This is a genomic window from Sulfitobacter sp. 1A12779, from assembly GCF_043557315.1.
In the GTDB taxonomy this organism is placed as follows: domain Bacteria; phylum Pseudomonadota; class Alphaproteobacteria; order Rhodobacterales; family Rhodobacteraceae; genus Sulfitobacter; species Sulfitobacter faviae.
The window spans coordinates 1-16838 of the sequence record NZ_JBIFFU010000037.1; the positions used below are offsets into that span (position 1 = coordinate 1).

13 protein-coding genes and 1 pseudogene are annotated in these 16838 nt (G+C 56.7%); 6 read left to right on the plus strand and 8 right to left on the minus strand.

Going from position 1 to position 16838, the window contains the following annotated elements; genetic code table 11:
• Positions 1–312 precede the first annotated feature (312 nt).
• Positions 313–1023, plus strand: a complete 711-nt coding sequence (locus ACGYLQ_RS19595) for an IS6 family transposase (protein ID WP_322346489.1) — start codon at positions 313–315, stop codon at positions 1021–1023.
• Here the strand turns inward: ACGYLQ_RS19595 and ACGYLQ_RS19600 are convergent.
• Both ACGYLQ_RS19600 and ACGYLQ_RS19605 read right to left on the minus strand, forming a co-directional pair.
• A complete protein-coding gene (locus ACGYLQ_RS19600; protein ID WP_067623429.1) occupies positions 955–1170 on the minus strand; it encodes a hypothetical protein in 216 nt (71 codons plus the stop codon). The two genes, ACGYLQ_RS19595 and ACGYLQ_RS19600, sit on opposite strands and share 69 nt — an antisense overlap.
• Before the next feature lie 633 nt (positions 1171–1803).
• Complete coding sequence (locus tag ACGYLQ_RS19605) at positions 1804–2142, minus strand: DUF736 family protein (RefSeq protein WP_008335621.1); 339 nt, start codon at positions 2140–2142, stop codon at positions 1804–1806.
• 990 nt (positions 2143–3132) lie between these two features.
• On the opposite strand from ACGYLQ_RS19605, the gene ACGYLQ_RS19610 reads away from it, so the two are divergent.
• From ACGYLQ_RS19610 to ACGYLQ_RS19620, 3 genes are all read left to right on the plus strand, one after another.
• Entirely contained in the window at positions 3133–4620 is a 1488-nt protein-coding gene (locus ACGYLQ_RS19610) for a Fic family protein (RefSeq protein ID WP_236629061.1), read from the plus strand.
• 293 nt (positions 4621–4913) lie between these two features.
• Positions 4914–5567, plus strand: a complete 654-nt coding sequence (locus ACGYLQ_RS19615) for a hypothetical protein (RefSeq protein ID WP_201721928.1) — start codon at positions 4914–4916, stop codon at positions 5565–5567.
• Positions 5560–8859 (plus strand): DEAD/DEAH box helicase, encoded by a 3300-nt coding sequence (locus ACGYLQ_RS19620; RefSeq protein WP_322346485.1) that lies wholly within the window; start codon positions 5560–5562, stop codon positions 8857–8859. The genes ACGYLQ_RS19615 and ACGYLQ_RS19620 overlap by 8 nt, the downstream gene beginning before the upstream one ends.
• On the opposite strand, the gene ACGYLQ_RS19625 is transcribed toward ACGYLQ_RS19620, so the two are convergent.
• Together ACGYLQ_RS19625 and ACGYLQ_RS19630 are read right to left on the minus strand one after the other, a co-directional pair.
• Positions 8856–9470, minus strand: a complete 615-nt coding sequence (locus ACGYLQ_RS19625) for an SMC-Scp complex subunit ScpB (RefSeq protein WP_067625356.1) — start codon at positions 9468–9470, stop codon at positions 8856–8858. The two genes, ACGYLQ_RS19620 and ACGYLQ_RS19625, sit on opposite strands and share 4 nt — an antisense overlap.
• Positions 9467–9577 (minus strand): annotated as a pseudogene (locus ACGYLQ_RS19630) (DUF1403 family protein); the annotation flags it as partial. The gene ACGYLQ_RS19625 and the pseudogene ACGYLQ_RS19630, both read right to left, overlap by 4 nt.
• A gap of 442 nt (positions 9578–10019) precedes the next feature.
• Here ACGYLQ_RS19630 and ACGYLQ_RS19635 point away from each other — a divergent pair.
• Positions 10020–10736, plus strand: coding sequence for an ion channel (locus ACGYLQ_RS19635; RefSeq protein ID WP_161487394.1), 717 nt, complete (start codon positions 10020–10022; stop codon positions 10734–10736).
• Positions 10737–10809: 73 nt separating this feature from the next.
• Here ACGYLQ_RS19635 and ACGYLQ_RS19640 read toward each other — a convergent pair whose 3' ends face one another.
• Entirely contained in the window at positions 10810–12135 is a 1326-nt protein-coding gene (locus ACGYLQ_RS19640) for an APC family permease (RefSeq protein WP_009827230.1), read from the minus strand.
• 715 nt (positions 12136–12850) lie between these two features.
• Here ACGYLQ_RS19640 and ACGYLQ_RS19645 point away from each other — a divergent pair.
• On the plus strand, positions 12851–13492 hold the full coding sequence (locus ACGYLQ_RS19645) for a TorF family putative porin (protein ID WP_037954961.1): 642 nt from the start codon (positions 12851–12853) through the stop codon (positions 13490–13492).
• A gap of 119 nt (positions 13493–13611) precedes the next feature.
• On the opposite strand, the gene ACGYLQ_RS19650 is transcribed toward ACGYLQ_RS19645, so the two are convergent.
• The 3 genes from ACGYLQ_RS19650 to ACGYLQ_RS19660 are packed head-to-tail and all read right to left on the minus strand — an operon-like array spanning position 13612 to position 16314.
• Positions 13612–14916: an NADH-quinone oxidoreductase subunit N gene (locus ACGYLQ_RS19650; protein WP_394418791.1), complete on the minus strand. Its 1305-nt coding sequence runs from the start codon at positions 14914–14916 to the stop codon at positions 13612–13614.
• Positions 14917–14975: 59 nt separating this feature from the next.
• Positions 14976–16010, minus strand: coding sequence for an NADH-quinone oxidoreductase subunit M (locus ACGYLQ_RS19655; protein ID WP_348393931.1), 1035 nt, complete (start codon positions 16008–16010; stop codon positions 14976–14978).
• A complete protein-coding gene (locus tag ACGYLQ_RS19660; RefSeq protein ID WP_322346479.1) occupies positions 15979–16314 on the minus strand; it encodes a hypothetical protein in 336 nt (111 codons plus the stop codon). The genes ACGYLQ_RS19655 and ACGYLQ_RS19660 overlap by 32 nt, the downstream gene beginning before the upstream one ends.
• Positions 16315–16838 lie beyond the last annotated feature (524 nt).

Here is a 16838-nt window from a genome sequence, read left to right on the forward strand (position 1 = left end):
TAAGCCAGTTCATTCGGAATATCCGCTAAATGCAAGTGTTTGGGACGGAACTCATACCAAGCCGTAGAACTCCACAGCGCTGCGAACGCTGCAACTTTTCCTAGTTTAAAGACAGCAAGGTGCTCAATATGACCCGAATAGTGATAATCAACCATTACGGTTCAACCACAGGCACCGGTATGGGCGGACGGCATCACTATTTCGCCCGGGAGTTAGCGCGCAAGGGCCATACAGTAACATTAGTCGCCGCTCGATCACATCACCGGCATTGCCAAGTTGTTGTGTCGTGGAGCCCCTGCTACAGGATCTCGGATGAAAATGCCGTCATCCATGCCGCGCCTGAAGGGCTTTCGCTTTCCCCGGGAGATCATTGCCTATGCCGTCTGGGCCTGGCACCGTTTTGCTTTGAGCACGGCGGACGTCGAGGACCTTTTGGCCGAGCGCGGCGTGATCGTGAGCCGCGAGAGCATCAGGCTTTGGGTCAACCGCTTTGGCGGGCATTTCTCGACCCGCATCCTACGAGACCGGCCAGCGCCTTCAGACAACTGGCATCTGGACGAGGTGGTTATCCCGATCCGTGGCAAGAAGCACTGGCTGTGGCGGGCCGTGGATGCCAATGGCGACACGCTCGACATCCTCGTGCAAACCCGCAGAAATGCCAGGGCGGCAAAGCGCTTTCTGGCAAGGCTCATCGCGCAGTTCGGCCAGCCCCGTGTGGTGATCACCGACAAACTGCGCAGCTATTTTGCGCCGATCCGGAAGCTCGCTCCCGACGCCGATCATCGGGCACACAAGGGCTTGAACAACCGGATCGAGGGCTCACATAGACCAACGCGACGGCGAGAGAAAATCATGGGGCGCTTCAAGTCCCAACAACAGGTGCAGAGATTCCTCGCGGCCCATGATCAGATAAACACCCTCTTCCGTCCCCGTCGCTATCGTCTCACCGCATCTTCATACCGCCACGCACGGGCTGACGCCTTCAGCCTGTGGAACGACTATGCGCTCCAGATGACCGCATAAGCGCTCACGCCACGCCCCCTTGCGCCCACGATCACCCAACTTGGCAATGCCCTCTGGATGGGCGTCTTCATCAAAGGCGGCGAGGTAGGCCTCGAAGGCCATGTCGGCTTGCATTTCGGCGAGGTCGATGGATTGTTCGAGTGTCATGGTGTGATCCTTTCCGTTGATCGTCGTTGGACGGATCGTGGAAAAGACCGGGGGCATGAGAGCGGGCTGCACCCGGCACGGGGCGGAATGAAATGGAGCACGACAGGGGCAGGTTTGTTGTGGGCGATGCCCCGCAGCGCTCAAGGCGTCAGCCGCCCAGAAACCTGCCCCCGGCGTTGCCGACCGCTCGACCCCGGGCTAGCGATCTGAAAGGCCAACAGGTCGACGGAAAGGCGCGCGGCGGTGGCCCTGACGTGATACTTCGTCCCCCGGACACATGACGTTGATCTGCGGCTACACCCACGCGGCACAGGGTGAGTTCGCCGCCCCTGGCAGCTTCGCCAAGACGACCCAGGCGCGGATTGCTCGACCGGCGGAAGGGGAGCGCTTGTCTCGCCCAGCGGGCCGCCAGTTCTTCCTGCGGACATTCGGTTCCGACTCGGGTTCGCGCGATGCACGTTGTCACTGAACAGAAAGATCAAAGCCGCATCTGCGACCTATCCAGCTTCCTACCCGCCACGGCGACGTCGTCCGGAATATGCCGCAACCTTCAGACACGGGTTTCGGACCCGAACCATTGTCGTTTCTTGAAACGAGAAAAAGCCAGACCGCCGGAGCGGTCTGGCTGTTGGCTTAGGCGGCGTCCTTTGGCCCCCAGGGGATGACGGCCTGCAGGGACAGATCGTCCTGGTTCGCGGCCTTGCCGAGGTTGGCGTTGAAGCCGTGGTCGCGAATGGTCAGCGTGTAGTAGTCGGCGCCGGTCTCCTTGTTCTGTTTCTTCCAGATGCCGCCGCACTCGACCAGCTTGCCGCGCGGGGAGCGGCCGAGGACGCGGTGCGTGGGGGCCATCGGGTTCGCGCTTGCGACGGGTTCGACCGTGATGTCGAGGTCGAAGGTCAGGGTCGAGATGGAGCCGACCCCCTTGGCGGTTTCGATGTCGGCGCTGGTGAATTTGATGCAGTTCGTGGTCATTGCTCTTCTCCTTGTTTGCGTTGCAATGATGGTCACCTTGCAGCTGGCCAAGGCCCGGCCACACCGCAGGCGGAGCGCAGCGGAGAGGGGCAGGCGCCGGTCTTTTTGCTCCGCGAGGAATGGCCCGCAGGGGCAAGGGAAAAAGATCGGCGACAACCTTTGTGGACGGGGCGACAGCTGCGACCAGCATGTCATGCAACTCAGACAAAAGGAGAAGAGCGGTGGCGGCGAAGGAAGGTAGGGGAACGGCCGAGGGAGGCGCTGCAGGGCGGGCGATGTCTTCTCTGTCCTCTTGCCCCGATCCGAATCCCGACCAGTCAGAGCTTTGCTGTCCCTGCCTCACGTGCCACGACGGCTGGTTTCCGTGGCAACCCGATGTGTGTTGTCTTGAAGCGCAGCATGGAGACCGTCGAAGCTTCGACAACCTGTTCGGATCACCGGGATTTCGAACTGACCCTCTACGGCAACCCGATAGCTTGGGTTTGCACAGCACGACCATCACCGGCCTTCTGCCAGCTTCGGTCAATGCAATCCGGCGGTCGTCGGACATCGTTTGCGACCCATGATCGCGGCGCGGAGCTGCGTGTCCGGCAAAGCGAGGACCAACAGCGGCCGAGACGCGAGGTACGTGATCACTGATGTCACACGCCCGCCCCAGCGACCGTTACCGAATGGCCGAGATGAAGCGTTACCACGACCGTGCGACGGCTGGTCGGGCTGGCTCCGGAGGAGACGGCGCGGCCAGCGGCACGTCGCAGGGAGAGGCGGCGTTTCAGCTCGGGGAGGGCGGCTGCGCGCAGCCGACCGAGTAGGGCGCGGTCCTGACCAAAGGGCAGGAGGGGCCAATAACACTAAAACCTAAGATTTGCGCATCACAAAACCCTAAAGATCGTTCGACACATACACCTAAATCATGTACGACGCTAAAACCTAAATCTCGAACGGAGCCGAATAATTATGCCGAGTGCCGCAGAGAAGCTTGCAAGCTCCTTGGAAGAGCTCGAGACACTACAGTCTGGTGGTTCGATTGCCATTCGCTCCAAAGACATGTCACGCACTCACCGCGAACGGCTGCTGAAGGCAGGCTTCCTGAAGGAAGTCATGAAGGGCTGGTACATCCCATCACGCCCCGATGAAAACGCCGGTGAGAGCACAGCATGGTACACATCGTTTTGGGGATTCTGCGCACAATACCTGTCAGATCGGTTTGGCACTGACTGGTCTCTGTCTCCTGAACAGTCCCTCATCATACATGCTGGAAACACGACAGTTCCTGCTCAGCTATTGGTAAGAGCGGTCAAGGGCGGAAACTCTAAGACCGATCTGCCCCACAACACGTCGCTTTTTGAGACGCGCGCAACGATCGCGTCAGATGAGGCGCTCGAAATCGTCGACAATTTACGCCTATTCTCCGTCGAGGATGCCCTAATCCTCGTTCCCGAGGTCTTCTTCCAAAACCATCCGACAGAAGCGCGCACTGTGCTTGCTATGATGCCAGATGCCTCACGGCTGCTTGGCAAGCTGTTGGACGGGGGGCACACGCGAGCGGCCGGCAGGCTTGCTGGTGCTTTTAGAAGCATCGGGTCCGAAAAGGTCGCAGACGAAATCCTTGCGGCGATGAAAGCCGCTTCGCATGACGTTCGCGAGATCAACCCCTTTGAGCAGTCGATTCTTGTGCCAAACGCCGGGCGGATCACCTCGCCCCACGTGCATCGCATCCGCTTGAAGTGGGAGAGCATGCGCGACGATGTTATTGATCTCTTTCCAAAGGCCCAACCCATCACCAATGACATCGACGCCTATCTCAAGCAGATCGACGAAATCTATGTCACGGATGCGTATCATTCGCTCTCCATTGAGGGCTATCGTGTCTCGCCGGAACTGATTGACAAAGTGCGTTCGGGGACCTGGAACCCAGAAACAGATGAGCAAGACCGAGCGCTGAAAGACGCCCTTGCAGCGCGTGGATATTGGGAAGCATTTCAGAGAGTGAAGGAAAGCATTCGGGCAGTTCTGGAAGGTGCTGACGCGGGTGAGGTTGTTGAGCGCGATCTGAGTGATTGGTATCGCAACCTATTCGCACCGTCTGTCACAGCGGGCATCCTGAAGGCCTCTCAACTTGCAGGCTACCGATCGTCCCCTGTGTACATTCGGCAATCCCAGCATGTCCCAATGAGTCCTGAGGCAGTTCGAGACTGCATGCCGGTCTTCTTCGACCTACTCAAGGCGGAAGATGACCCGACTGTTCGGATCGTCCTTGGACATTTCATCTTCGTATTTATCCATCCGTTCCTGGACGGGAACGGTCGAATAGCGCGCTTTCTGATGAACGTCATGATGGCCGCTGCCGGGCAACCATGGACAGTCATCAAGCTCGAACAGCGCGCGGCTTACATGGCCGCTTTAGAGACAGCGAGCGTGAGGGAAGATATTCGACCGTTTGCAGCTTTTCTGGCCGAGACAAGGGCAGCGCAATGACAAATAAATATGTTCTGGTCATGGGAAGCGCCAATGACGCCGAACGCCAGCCATTCAAGTTCTACATTTGAGCGAGTCCGACGATGAGAAACACTCATTCTGCAGCTACCGTTAAGACGCCAAGCCTGATCGACATCGCTGAGTTGCGCGTCTAGCTCATGCCAGTAACCCTAACCCCAATACGGCAGAAAGATTGTTGGTCGGGCTCCACTTGGACGATTGAGGACGAGGACCAGCTTGCTGAGCTCCTGGCCCGCGTCGCAATAGGTCAGTCGCGAACAGTGGAGCGCATATTGCGCGCCACAGGCGATTTGCCCGCGCGCTATCCCAAAGGCGGTTTCGAAGGTGCGCGAAAGCTTTTGACCGTCGGCACTGGCGACAAGACCTACCATCGGGATGGTTGGGTTTTTCAGGTCATTGCGTGGATCGCCGCTCACCGTTTCGACGATGAGGCTCTCATACGGGCTCCACAGATGATTAAAGCGGACAAAGGGTTGGATGGCCTCATTATTGAGTTCGACAGCGACGGCATTGCCCATGTTGTCATCTGCGAAGAGAAGGCGACCAAGAACCCTCGGAACCAAGTTAAATCAAAGGTCTGGCCGGAGTTTGAGCAGTTTGAAACAGGCGGACGAGACAACGAACTCATTGCGTCGGTAACTTCGCTACTTGAGGTATCCAGAGACCCAGACCCCGACGGGACTGTTGCCGATATTCTATGGAATGAAAAACGGGCATACCGCGTGGCGGTGACCGTTGGTGGCAAATATGCATCGGCAAAGGGACGCAAGGGCTTGTTCAAAGGGTATGAGAAGTCTGTACTGGGTGACGTAGCACGCCGGCGCGCCGAAACCTTAGTTTTGGAAGACGTTCGCGACTGGATAGATTGTGTAGCGGAGAAAGCGCTCGTCAAGATCGACAGTGCCGAGGCGGCAGCCAATGTATGATCCCGCAACGTCCGAACTCATCAGGTCCACCCCAGACTTGCCCGACCTGGACCGCGAAGGTTTGCCTGACCGACTTGCACGTGCTTTCGCCGAGATCGTATCGGCAAGGGTACTGCTTCGCGAGAGTGAAAATGGGGAAGAGCTTCTCGAGGGCACAATTCGATTTGCACGCCGGTTGGCGCAGACCAATGAAGCATTGGTAGCCATTAATCCCGATAGAGAAAACCGGGCAGCGGCAGGCTTTGTTGCCGCAACGGCTTATCAGTTGGTTCATCAAGCGATCGCTCTACGGGACTCGGACCAGCCAGTTTCATTTGTATCGCCGAATACGATCAGTCCGGATGTTTCGGCAATGCTCCTGTTCTTGGTAGCCGGGGCATCGGCTGATGCTGCTGAGGTGGCAGACTCTATCCGCATCCCGAGCGGCGATTGGCTGCAGTCGGAACTGATTCTTCACTTGATCATGCTCGCAAAAGGACAAGTTGGTCGTATTCGGAATCGAAAGCGACCGCCCCAAGACCGACTCGTCTCGGGTACCGGTGGCGAGCGAGCCAATGCAGCGCTCTACTATCGACTCTTGCGAGGTGTGCGAGCCTTGGCCTTCGTGCTGCAAGGGCGTCGAGTGAGGGGGATGGTCGATCCAATTGCAGTCTTCTCTGAAGTAAAGTCGCTCGCCGCCGGCGCATCAGATCTGGAGGATACATTCCCCGAAGGTGCAATCGCTGTCTTTCCCGGACCGTTCCATTTGGCCAGTCTCTTGATCGCTGCAGGCTCCGCCCTGATGGAAAGCGCCGTCGTTAACCTACCGCCTCCGGATGGCGTACCTGAGGATCGTTGGACCGAGGCCATGAAAACGGTTGCCGAGACGCGCCCGTATCTGTGGCGTAATCACAAGGACGCCGTCGCCCAAGGGTACCTCAAGATTGGCACATCTGCTGCGATAGGGTTCCCCACTGGAGCCGGGAAGTCGACGACCGCACAACTCAAAATTCATGCAACTTTGTTATCCGGGCGCAAGGCGGTATTCCTAGCTCCTACGCACGCTCTCGTTGATCAGACAGCACGGGACCTGCGCGGTGCATTTCCGCGGGCAACCGTTCGCGGTGAACGTATGGACGAATTCGGGTTTTCTGGGGATAGCGACGAGTTGCCGGACGTCATGGTGATGACTCCAGAAGCCTGTCTCCTTACCAGTCATATGGAACCAGAGCGGTTTGATGACGTCGGTCTTTTGATCTTCGATGAATGTCATCTGATGCATCCGAGCACTGACGGAGACCGGAGAGCAATCGACGCGATGCTATGCATCTTGGGGTTTACCCGCGTTGTACCGGACGCCGATATCGTCCTGATGTCGGCTATGATGAAGAACACATATGAACTGAGCGGTTGGCTGGCGGAGCTGACAGGTAGAAACTCTCTTGCTCTCGACAATGCATGGAAACCAACCCGGCAACTAAGGGGATGCGTCGTTTACGATGAAAAGAGACTTGCTGACCTGCGAAAACTCTTGCGGAATGCTCGCGCAAAAAGCTCCACTGCGGGGGTTCCTGCTGCGGTAAAGCGCAAGCTGACGGCAAAACCAAACGCGTTCTTCAGCGTGAAGCAGACATGGGCGTCACAGGTTCGCCGCGACTATGCTCTTGTACCACTCTTGAACGAAACACTTCAGCTTTCGACAAACAAGTTCTGGAAAGTGACGCCCAACTCCGGTGTCGTTGCATCTTCAGTCGCTGCTGCAGCCGCTGGAGCAGGGCTACGAACTCTCGTCTTTTCTCAATCCATACCGAATGCCTTTTCTATATCAGAAAAGGCCGGGGCAGCGCTTGATGAATGTAGTGTCGAACTGACTGAAACTGAGCAGCGTCTGTATGAGATTTCCGTCGATGAAATGGGTGGTGCTGATCAGCTGTACTTGACTCTTGTGGGCGGAAAATTGGCATCCCAGGCTGCGACGCACCATGGACAATTGCTTCCTGAGGAACGCCAGCTAGTGGAGGCGCTGTATAAGCGAAAGGGGGCGTTGGCCGTGCTCGCAGCGACCCCGACGCTCGGTCAAGGTATGAACTTGCCTGCCGATTTGGTCATCATAGCAGAAGACAGCCAATTCGACGCCTCTTCCGGTCGAAAAGACCTCCTGGGCCCAGAGGACCTGCTAAACGCAGCCGGTCGTGCCGGCCGGGCAGGCGAAAGCGCAACCGGTATCGTTCTAGTCATCCCCGGACAGGTCGTCGGCCTGGACGATGCTGAGAACAAGATCGGGTCAAGATGGAGTAGGCTGCGAGACATATTTGGCCAAACCGATCAGTGTTTGGTGCTGGACGATCCATTTACGGCCCTAATGGACCGTATCCACAATAGCGCAACTGAAATCGGTGACTTGGAGCGTTACGTCGTCGCGCGCTTGGCAGAAACTGATCATGGCGACGATGGAAAAGTTGACATACGACTTGGCCTCGCGAGGAGCTTCGCGGCTTATCGTAAACGTCAAGATGCGGACGAAGACTGGGTTGAAAGCAGAACTGCCGCAGCACTTTCACTTCTGAAGAGCGATGATGGAGACCTAGCCGTTGAGCAATTGTCTTTGCGCAACACCGCATCCATGTTGGGGCTGCCGGAGGATATTCTGGACGACATGTCAAAGGCTCTCAGCAAGCACGGTTTTAGAAACTTCAAAACCGTCGAAAGCTTGTGCGATTGGGTGTTCGAGTGGCTGATGGTTAAACCGGAGTACCTGGTTCGCTTGGTCAAGTTGGAGACCCTGGAGTATCTCTTCGGAACGGAAATCAAGAAGCTAAAGGATGATCAATCGCGTGCATCCTACTCACTTCCGAAGCTTCGCGCGGCCTTGAAGGACTGGATGAACGGTGCGCCGCTCAAGAAAATTCAAAAGCGGCTTTCTGACAAAACACGCGACAAGAAGCGCTCTACGAGTGCTCGAAAGTTCGTGATTAGACTTGTTCCTGATCTCGCCCATCTCATGGGGGCGCCGCTTCAAATCCTTCAGGGTCATGTCAACGTGCATTCGGCGGAAAAGACAGAACCGTGTACAGCGATGGTGTTTGCCAATCGTTGCGTAAGGCGGGGATTTTCAAATGCTGAGATGGCCGCGTTTGGGTCACTTATGTGGTCAGCCAAATGGTCGCGGCGTGAAGTCCATCGACATTTCGCAGAAATCGTACCCTATCTCAAACCGGCTGCGGTTAGTGAATCTCAAGAGGCATTGGAAGCACGCGTGGAGTCCGCTTCTGATAGCGAACTAAACAATAGAGATCTGGACGACCTCATCTAATCAGCAAGATTGGACGGCTCGACAATTTCCAATTCCGGCAGATCCCGCAGGCTCTGCAGATCGAACGTCACCAGAAACGTCTCCGTCGTCACGAAGGTATGCGGCGCCCCGGGCCGCGGCGACCGGGGCCCGCTGGCGATCAAGTCCTTGTACCGCAGCCGGGCCAGAAGATCGCGACTGACCTCCTTGCCGAAGATGTCGGCCAGCCCGGCGCGGTCGATCGGCTGGTGATAGGCAATGGCGCAGAGCACCCCCATCTCCATCTCGGTAAAGGCGAGGGACTGGTCACCAAGGTCGGCGGTGGTCTTGATCGCATCGGCAAACTGCGGTCGCGTGCGGAACATCCAACCGCCAGCCACTTGGGCCAGTTCGTAAGGACGACCCGTCAGCTCGGCCTGGATGTCCTCGATCAGCATCTCCACGGAGGCCCCCTGCCCCACCACGCGGGCCAGATCTTCGCGACTTACCGGTGAGGCACTGGCGAAGAGCACCGCTTCGACCCGGCCCATCCATTCGCGCCAGCGCAACTCCTGCGGCAGGTCCTCGAGCTCGCGGTCAAAAACGGCGCCGCTTTCATCCGCCGGTTGCCGTTTCCTCGTTGCCGTCGTCATGGCGCGATCCCATAGAGCCGGAAAGTAGGCCGCCCGGTCAGTTCTCGCGCCACGCCCAGCTCGACCAGCCGGTCGCAGAACCGCCGCGCGGCACGATCTGTCATGGAGATCGACGTGCCGCGAACAAGTGGTGACAACTGTCACTGTACCCTAATTAATCAGAATCTGCGGATTCAGGGTCATTTTGGGCATTTTTGTACCCTTAATTGCAGTATATCCACAGGCCCGGTGCTTCAGGATTTGACCGCATCTGAGCACCTCCAAATTGCATCGGCCCGCGCCAGAAGCGCTTGACGATCTGCCCCAGATCCAAGCTCGGAGATGGCCTGCCGGGCTGCTCGTAGAGCGCTTTCTGACGCTCTCGACTTGCTCGTTCTATGTTCTTCCTGTTCCGGCAGATGTTCTGTTTCCCGCCGTCCCGGAAGCCGCTGGTCGAGGTCATTCGACAGAGCACGCATCCGTTCAATCACCCGACCATGCTGCGGAAAGGCGCGGCGTAACCCCCGAACCGCCCAATAGTTTCCTCTCAGAATGAGGGTAGCGCCCACAATGGGACGGGTCACGCCGACACCAACCGCGGCAAGTGCCATCAACCTTTCGCGCCCGTTCCCAGATGTGAGCGACCCCAGATTCCCGATCTCCAGCGCTGCCAAGAGATGCAAGGTCAAATCCACCCGGCGCAACCGCGCGGGATTGTTCGTGGTGACGGCGGACTTCAGAGCTTTGGCACCGCGATCAGCGCGCGCAAGAAGCCGACCTGATACGGCTACTTTTGGATACTGGCAAGTTCATCCAATCAGGAGCGTCTCTTTGCTTTTTTCACTAATTCTTGCAGTTATCGCCATCGTTTCGAGTAGTTGGATACATCTTGCGGTCATGCGGTGGGTATCGGTTGGCATGGCAAAGATACCTTTGGAGCCGTTCAATCGTGTCATGATGGCCGTACTGATCCTGTTTTTCGCGCATTTCGCCGGAATAGTTGTCTTTGCAGGCATGTTTGGCGTCGGTCACCAGCTTTTGAGCATCGGCGGCTTTTCCGGTGAGAGCGTTGATACCGTTCTGGATTATTTTTATTTTTCCGTCGTCAGCTATACGTCCCTTGGTCTTGGCGATATTTTCCCGACAGATCACCTGCGTCTTCTGACGGGCGTCGAGGCCTTGACCGGACTGTTGCTGATCGCGTGGTCAGGTGCATATCTTTTCGCGATGATGAACCGGCTTTGGGATTGGCCCCCCTGCGCCGAGCCTGACAAACCGAAAAAATGAAAAAGGGCATACCCGACACCTGCTAGCCGGACGCGCCTTTTTCAGGAGGGCTATAGCACTTTCGAGAAGTGTTTCAGTGGTCTTCGCTGGGTCGTGGTGCAGTCCAGCGCGACAGATAAATCCGTTGGAACACAAAGACTGATGTGATCGCAATCACAGCGTACACAACAATGAGCGGATCGGATTGCAGCTTCATAGCTGTAAAGGCCACCAGCACCACAGCGTCAAACAACAAGGCCAAGACGATGACAAATGCTTTCGCTTCAACCTCTTTTCGCATGAAGCGCAAGACGCCCCAATGGACGATCATGTCCATGATCAGATAAAAGAAAGCCCCCAATGACGCGATCCGGGTCAGATCAAAAAACACCGCAAGGATAGAGGCGATCACCACCGTATAGACCAGCGTGTGACTGCGGATAGGTCCCGACATCCCGAAATGCCGGTGCGGGATCATGTTCATATCGGTGAGCATGGCCAGCATCCGCGACACCGCAAAGACACTGGCAAGAACACCAGACGCCGTCGCAACAGCCGCCAGCACGACGGTAAAATAGAACCCCGCGTTGCCAAGTGCGGGTGCGGCGGCCTCAGCCAATGAATAGTCTTTGGCCGCGATAATCTGGTCTATCGTCAGGCTTGATCCGACCGCAAAGGCCACAATCAGATAGACAACAACACAGATCGTGATCGAGATAATGATCGTGCGGCCAACATTGCGGTGCGGATTGATGATCTCGCCGCCGCTGTTGGTGATCGTGGTGAACCCCTTGAACGCCAGAATGGCAAGGGCCACGGATGCTATAAAGCCGGTGATATCAAATCCGCCAGACGCCGTGCTCGCCGCGGCGAATTGAAACCCGCTTGCCCAAAGTGCTGCTATGCCGAACAACGCGATACCGCCAATCTTGAGCACCGCCATAATCAGCGAGAGCAGTCCAACCGATCGGCTACCGGCGATATTGACGAGAAAGGCAAAAAGGATCACCCCAACGGCAAGGATCGGCACCAGCGGACCACCAGTTATGTCGAAGGGTCGCAAGACATAAGTCGCAAAGGTTCGCGCAACGAGGCTTTCGGAGATCACCATTGACAGCGCCATCAACAGCGCCGCCGCTGCGGCAATTGCACCCGGTCCGTATGCCTTTTGCAGGATCATCGCGATGCCACCCGAAGACGGAAACGCATTCGACATCTTTACGTAGCTGTATGCACTGAAACTTGTGATGATCCCGCCCACGACAAACGCCAATGGAAAGAGCGGTCCGGCCAGCTGCGCGATCTGACCTGTCAGCGCGAAAATACCGGCTCCGATCATCACGCCGGTGCCCATCGCCACCCCGCCGCTTAGGCTGATGGAGCCTTTATTTTCAGTGTCGCCGCCGTGTTGATGATCCATTTAGAACGCCTTCATTTTCGATTTGTTGCGGGTTTTGCAATGGGCGGACGATCCGGCGGCGCGATCCGGTAATCGCGCTTGTCGCTCAACAAAGGATTGGGCGTCCGCACCAAGCATATCTCGTTGTTTACAGTATAGATAAGTGAGCTGGGAAGTGAAGGTCTGAGCTGGACTGTGTCTCAGGGATTTGGGGCGATCCAGAGCAAGAGCTACCAAAAAAATCATGCCGGTCCGTGCACGACATATGCATCACGATGCACATCTGCCGCGCACGGACCGGCTTTGGTTTTTTCGGACATCGTTACCTGATGCTGGCGCCGAGATGGTCTAGCTACAACAGCAGCCACCGGATTTTGCAGCAGGTGTTTTGACGGATGCCTGTGATGCCGCTGGGGCATCTGCAACCTGGCTGGCCTTGTTTCCACCGCAGCATCCTCCGCCTTTGGCGGTTTCAACTTCAGATGGTTCGGTTTTGGTTGTTGTCTGGTCTATTTGGGCCTCCTGACACTAAGGGTACATATATCAGACGCCATAAGCGCCACTTCGTTACAGTGGAATAATCGTTGCCCGTTTTTTTTCGCGTCAATTTTGGGCAACGACCCGTAACGGTGTTCAAAATTGAATCAGGTGTTACAAAAATGCGGGCGCCCTGCTTCCGGCGGGCGGATTTTCGTCGTTACAGTGCAGCAGGAAAATCTTCCAGTAAGGAAAAATGATGCGATCTATTTTTGCGACTTCCGCCGTCGTCATCGGTCTGGGCTTACCCGGCGTGACAATGGCTCAGGAATTAAGTCTGTCCGCAGGCGCAACCCTCACCAGCCGATATGTTTTCAACGGCATTGAACAGACTACCGGCGCGGCGTTCCAGCCTTGGGCGGAGGCCGAGTACGAAGGTTTTTATGCAGGCGTCTGGGCGTCAAACACTGCCAGATCAATTGTTGGCAGTTCTGTTGAGGTGGACCTCTATCTGGGCTATCGCAATGAAGTCGGCAAGTTCAACTACGATCTGGGATATACCCGATACTATTATCGCAACCCGAGCAATGACTGCTGCGGAGAGGTCATCCTGTCATTGGGGTACTCCGTACTGGATCCGCTGGATGTCGGCCTTCGGTTTGCGCATGACCCCGTTGCGGATTACGTTAATTCAAGCGTCTCGATCGACTACGCATTCGATGACAAATTTGGTGCTTCAGCCAACTACGGCACGATCAGCAATGGGGGACACGACTACTGGAGTGTCGGTGGCAGCTATGCGATCTCCGATAACTTTGGCATTGACGCGTCATGGCATGACACCAGTATCAGTGACGGATTGTTGATTGTATCGCTGACCACCGAATTCAGCCTGCGCTAAGTTTTCCAAGACGGACAAAGCGCCGTATCCGGCTTTTGCTGGACGCGGCGCTTTGCGTTGCGCTGTCAAAATTTGATGATCCATGTCGGTTATGCATGAACCACATTGAAGGTTTGCGATCAACTGGGCAACAGCCCCGCAAATGCCCCCATAGACAGGGTAATCAGGACAGTGACCGTCGCCACGACAACAAGCAGGGCGTGTGGTGACGGGGTGTCCATGCCGGTTTTTGAGCTTGCGGTCTGATACATCGGCACCACGATGCGCAGATAAACACCAAGCGCCAGCACGGAATTCAGGATGCCGATCACCGCAAGCCAAAGGAACCCTGCCTCAACTGCAGAGGTGAACAGATAGACTTTGCCGACAAATCCAAACAGCGGCGGGATGCCGGTGAGCGACAGAAGGAATATCACCATCGACAGCCCCATAATTGGTCGATTGCGGCCAAAACCGCGCATGTCGACAAGGGTGCGTCCAGCTATCATCACAATGGCAAAAGCACCCAGGTTCATTGCGACATATGCGGCACCCATGATGATAATCCCCGGGACCGCAAGTGGGCTGGCGCCGAGTGCCACAATGCCGAGCAAGAAATACCCAGATTGGGCGATCGAAGAATAAGCGATCAGCCGCACCAGATTGGTCTGTACCAACGCTGTCAGATAGCCATAGGTCATTGTGATCGCTGCGATCATTGCGATCACCAGTGGCCAAGCGCTGCCGACGGGCATGTCGCGCAGCACCTGCGCAAAGGCAAAGATTGCCGCGAGCTTGGTGATAACCGACAGGTAGGCGGCAATGGAAACCGGCGCCCCGTCATAGGCGTCAGGTGCCCAGAAGTGAAACGGCACAAGCCCAGCTTTGTAGCCGAGGCCGATGATCACTGCGACCAGGCCCGCAATGGCGATCAGCGGCTTGTCCTCCAGCGCCGCGAGGTCCGAGAACAGCGTCGATCCCACGCCCCCGAACCAAAAGCTCAGCCCGTAGATCATCACGGATCCGGTGACAGCCCCGAAAACAAGATATTTCATCGCGGCCTCTGTCGCCGCATCATCGCGCGGGAAAGCCACCAGCGCAAAAGAGCCTAAGCCCGTCAGTACCACACCCAATACAAGCAGCATTGTGTCGCCGCCACCGGACAGCGTCAGCGCCCCAAGAGTAACAAGGCAGATCAGCGCATAGACGCTGCCCTCGCGCTCCTGTCCGGCGATTTCGGCGCGCGCCATCAACAGCGCCAACGCTGTGCCAGGCAGCAGGATCAGCTTGGCCCAGCCCGAAATCAGGTCGATCCGGTAAGTGCCGCTGAACACGGTTGTGTCGGCGTGCAGGACCGGCAATGTCAGCAGCGTTGCCGCCGTCAGCCCCGCCAGCCCGAGGACCAGAACCAGCCGCGCCGCGCGCGCCATCTCGGCCACGATCATCAACATGGCCACAGATGCCAGCAAAAGCTCAGGGATCAGAAAAGAAAGTTCGCGCCCCATCAGAAGCTCAGGCTTGCCATAGTTGTGTGGATCATATCGATCAACCAGCCGGGGGCCACACCGACCAGCACCGTCAGAATCAAAAGAGGCACAATCACCAGCTTCTCCCTGCGGTCTAGATCGCGCATTTCCAGCCATTTCTCGTTCTCGGAGCCAAGGAACACGGCGGCGATGGCGCGCAGATACAGGCCTGCGGTTACCACGATGGCAAGGATAGCTATGATCGCCCATGGAGCGGTATTCAGGGTCGCCAGAAACACCTGAAACTCTGCAGGGAAATGCGCCAACCCCGGCAAACCAAGTGAAGCGAACGCCATCAGGATGAACGACCAGCCCAACCACGGCACACGGCCCAGCAGACCACCAAATTCACTCATATCGCGGCTGTGGGCGCGGTCCTGCAACATGCCCAGCAAAAAGAACAACGCGCCTGTCACCAGACCGTGGCTGACCATCTGCAAAGTCGCACCGTCCAATGCAATTGTGCGGATACGCAAATCAACGGTAAGCGCGGCCACCGCCACACCCATCACGACATAGCCCATGTGGTTAATCGACGTGTAGGCAATCATTTTTTTCAGATCAGACTGTGCCAGTGCGGCGAAGGCCCCGTACAGCGCGCTGACCACCCCCACCGCTAGGATTACCTGACCGGCTTGCGCAAATGCCTCAGGCGTCATTTGCAAAGCAAAGCGTACCAGTCCGTAAGTGCCGAATTTCAGCATCACACCGGCCAGGATCACGCTGCCCGCCGTGGGTGCCTGAACATGTGCGGCAGGTAGCCAAGTGTGCACCGGAAAGGCCGGTATCTTGACTGCGAAGGTAAACAGCATCGCAATCAGCGCAAGCATCGCCGCAATGCCTGTCAGAGGTGGCATGTCGATCCAGACGCGCATGTCGAAGGTGCCACTGCTCAGATACAACCCGATAATCGCGAGCAACAGCGGCAACGACCCCAGCAACGTATAGATAAAGAACATCAGCGCGGCGCGCTGTCGGTCTTCATATCCCCATCCGGCGATCATGAAATACATTGCCTACCAGCGAGACCTCGAAAAAAACATAAAACAGCAGTCCGTCAAGCGCCATAAACGTGCCAAGTGCGGCCGTTTCGAGCATAAGCATCAACACAACATAGCTTGGCGCACGATCGCTGATCCGCGCCGAGTAGATCGCTGACAAAAAGAACAGCAACGACGTGAGCAACACCAACGGCAGGCTCAACCCGTCCAGTCCCAACCGATAAGCGGCACCAATGGCCGGTATCCACGCGAGTTCCTCAATCTGGGCGAAACCGCCCGCAATAGTGCCGCGCGACCAGATCACAAGCGTGAGCATGAATACGATACCCGTGCAGATGTGACAATGCGGCACCTGACAAAAACGCCACATCTTCAGAGGTTTCACCATGCTTAGAGGTGACCCAGTCGGGAATTCGCATTAGCATGTCGAGGTCTGCGAGAGGTCGGGCATTGGCAAATGTCATGCGTAATTCCTACCGCGTTGCGGCGCTTTTGGCCACAAAATAGCGCCCTAAGCGCCCCATCTTGTCGTTCTCCATTATGTCCAATAAGTTTACATTATCGGACAGTATGGAATATGCTGCGGGAGCAGTTCATGTCGTTTTGATTTCATGTGTCGGATGACCGGAATTGATGAGATTCAAGCACTTCCCTGAAAAACGAGTCGGGGTTCATGAGATTCTGTACCGGTATTTATGAGACTGGATGAGTCGATATTTGCGAGACTGGCGCTGTCTCGCGGCTTTTTCGTCAGACTGGCGTACTCTCTCGTCGCGCTGAGCGCGCCAGAACCGGGCCGAGATGCTTCGCCTCAACGAGAGAGGCCATGGGCTAATCGCC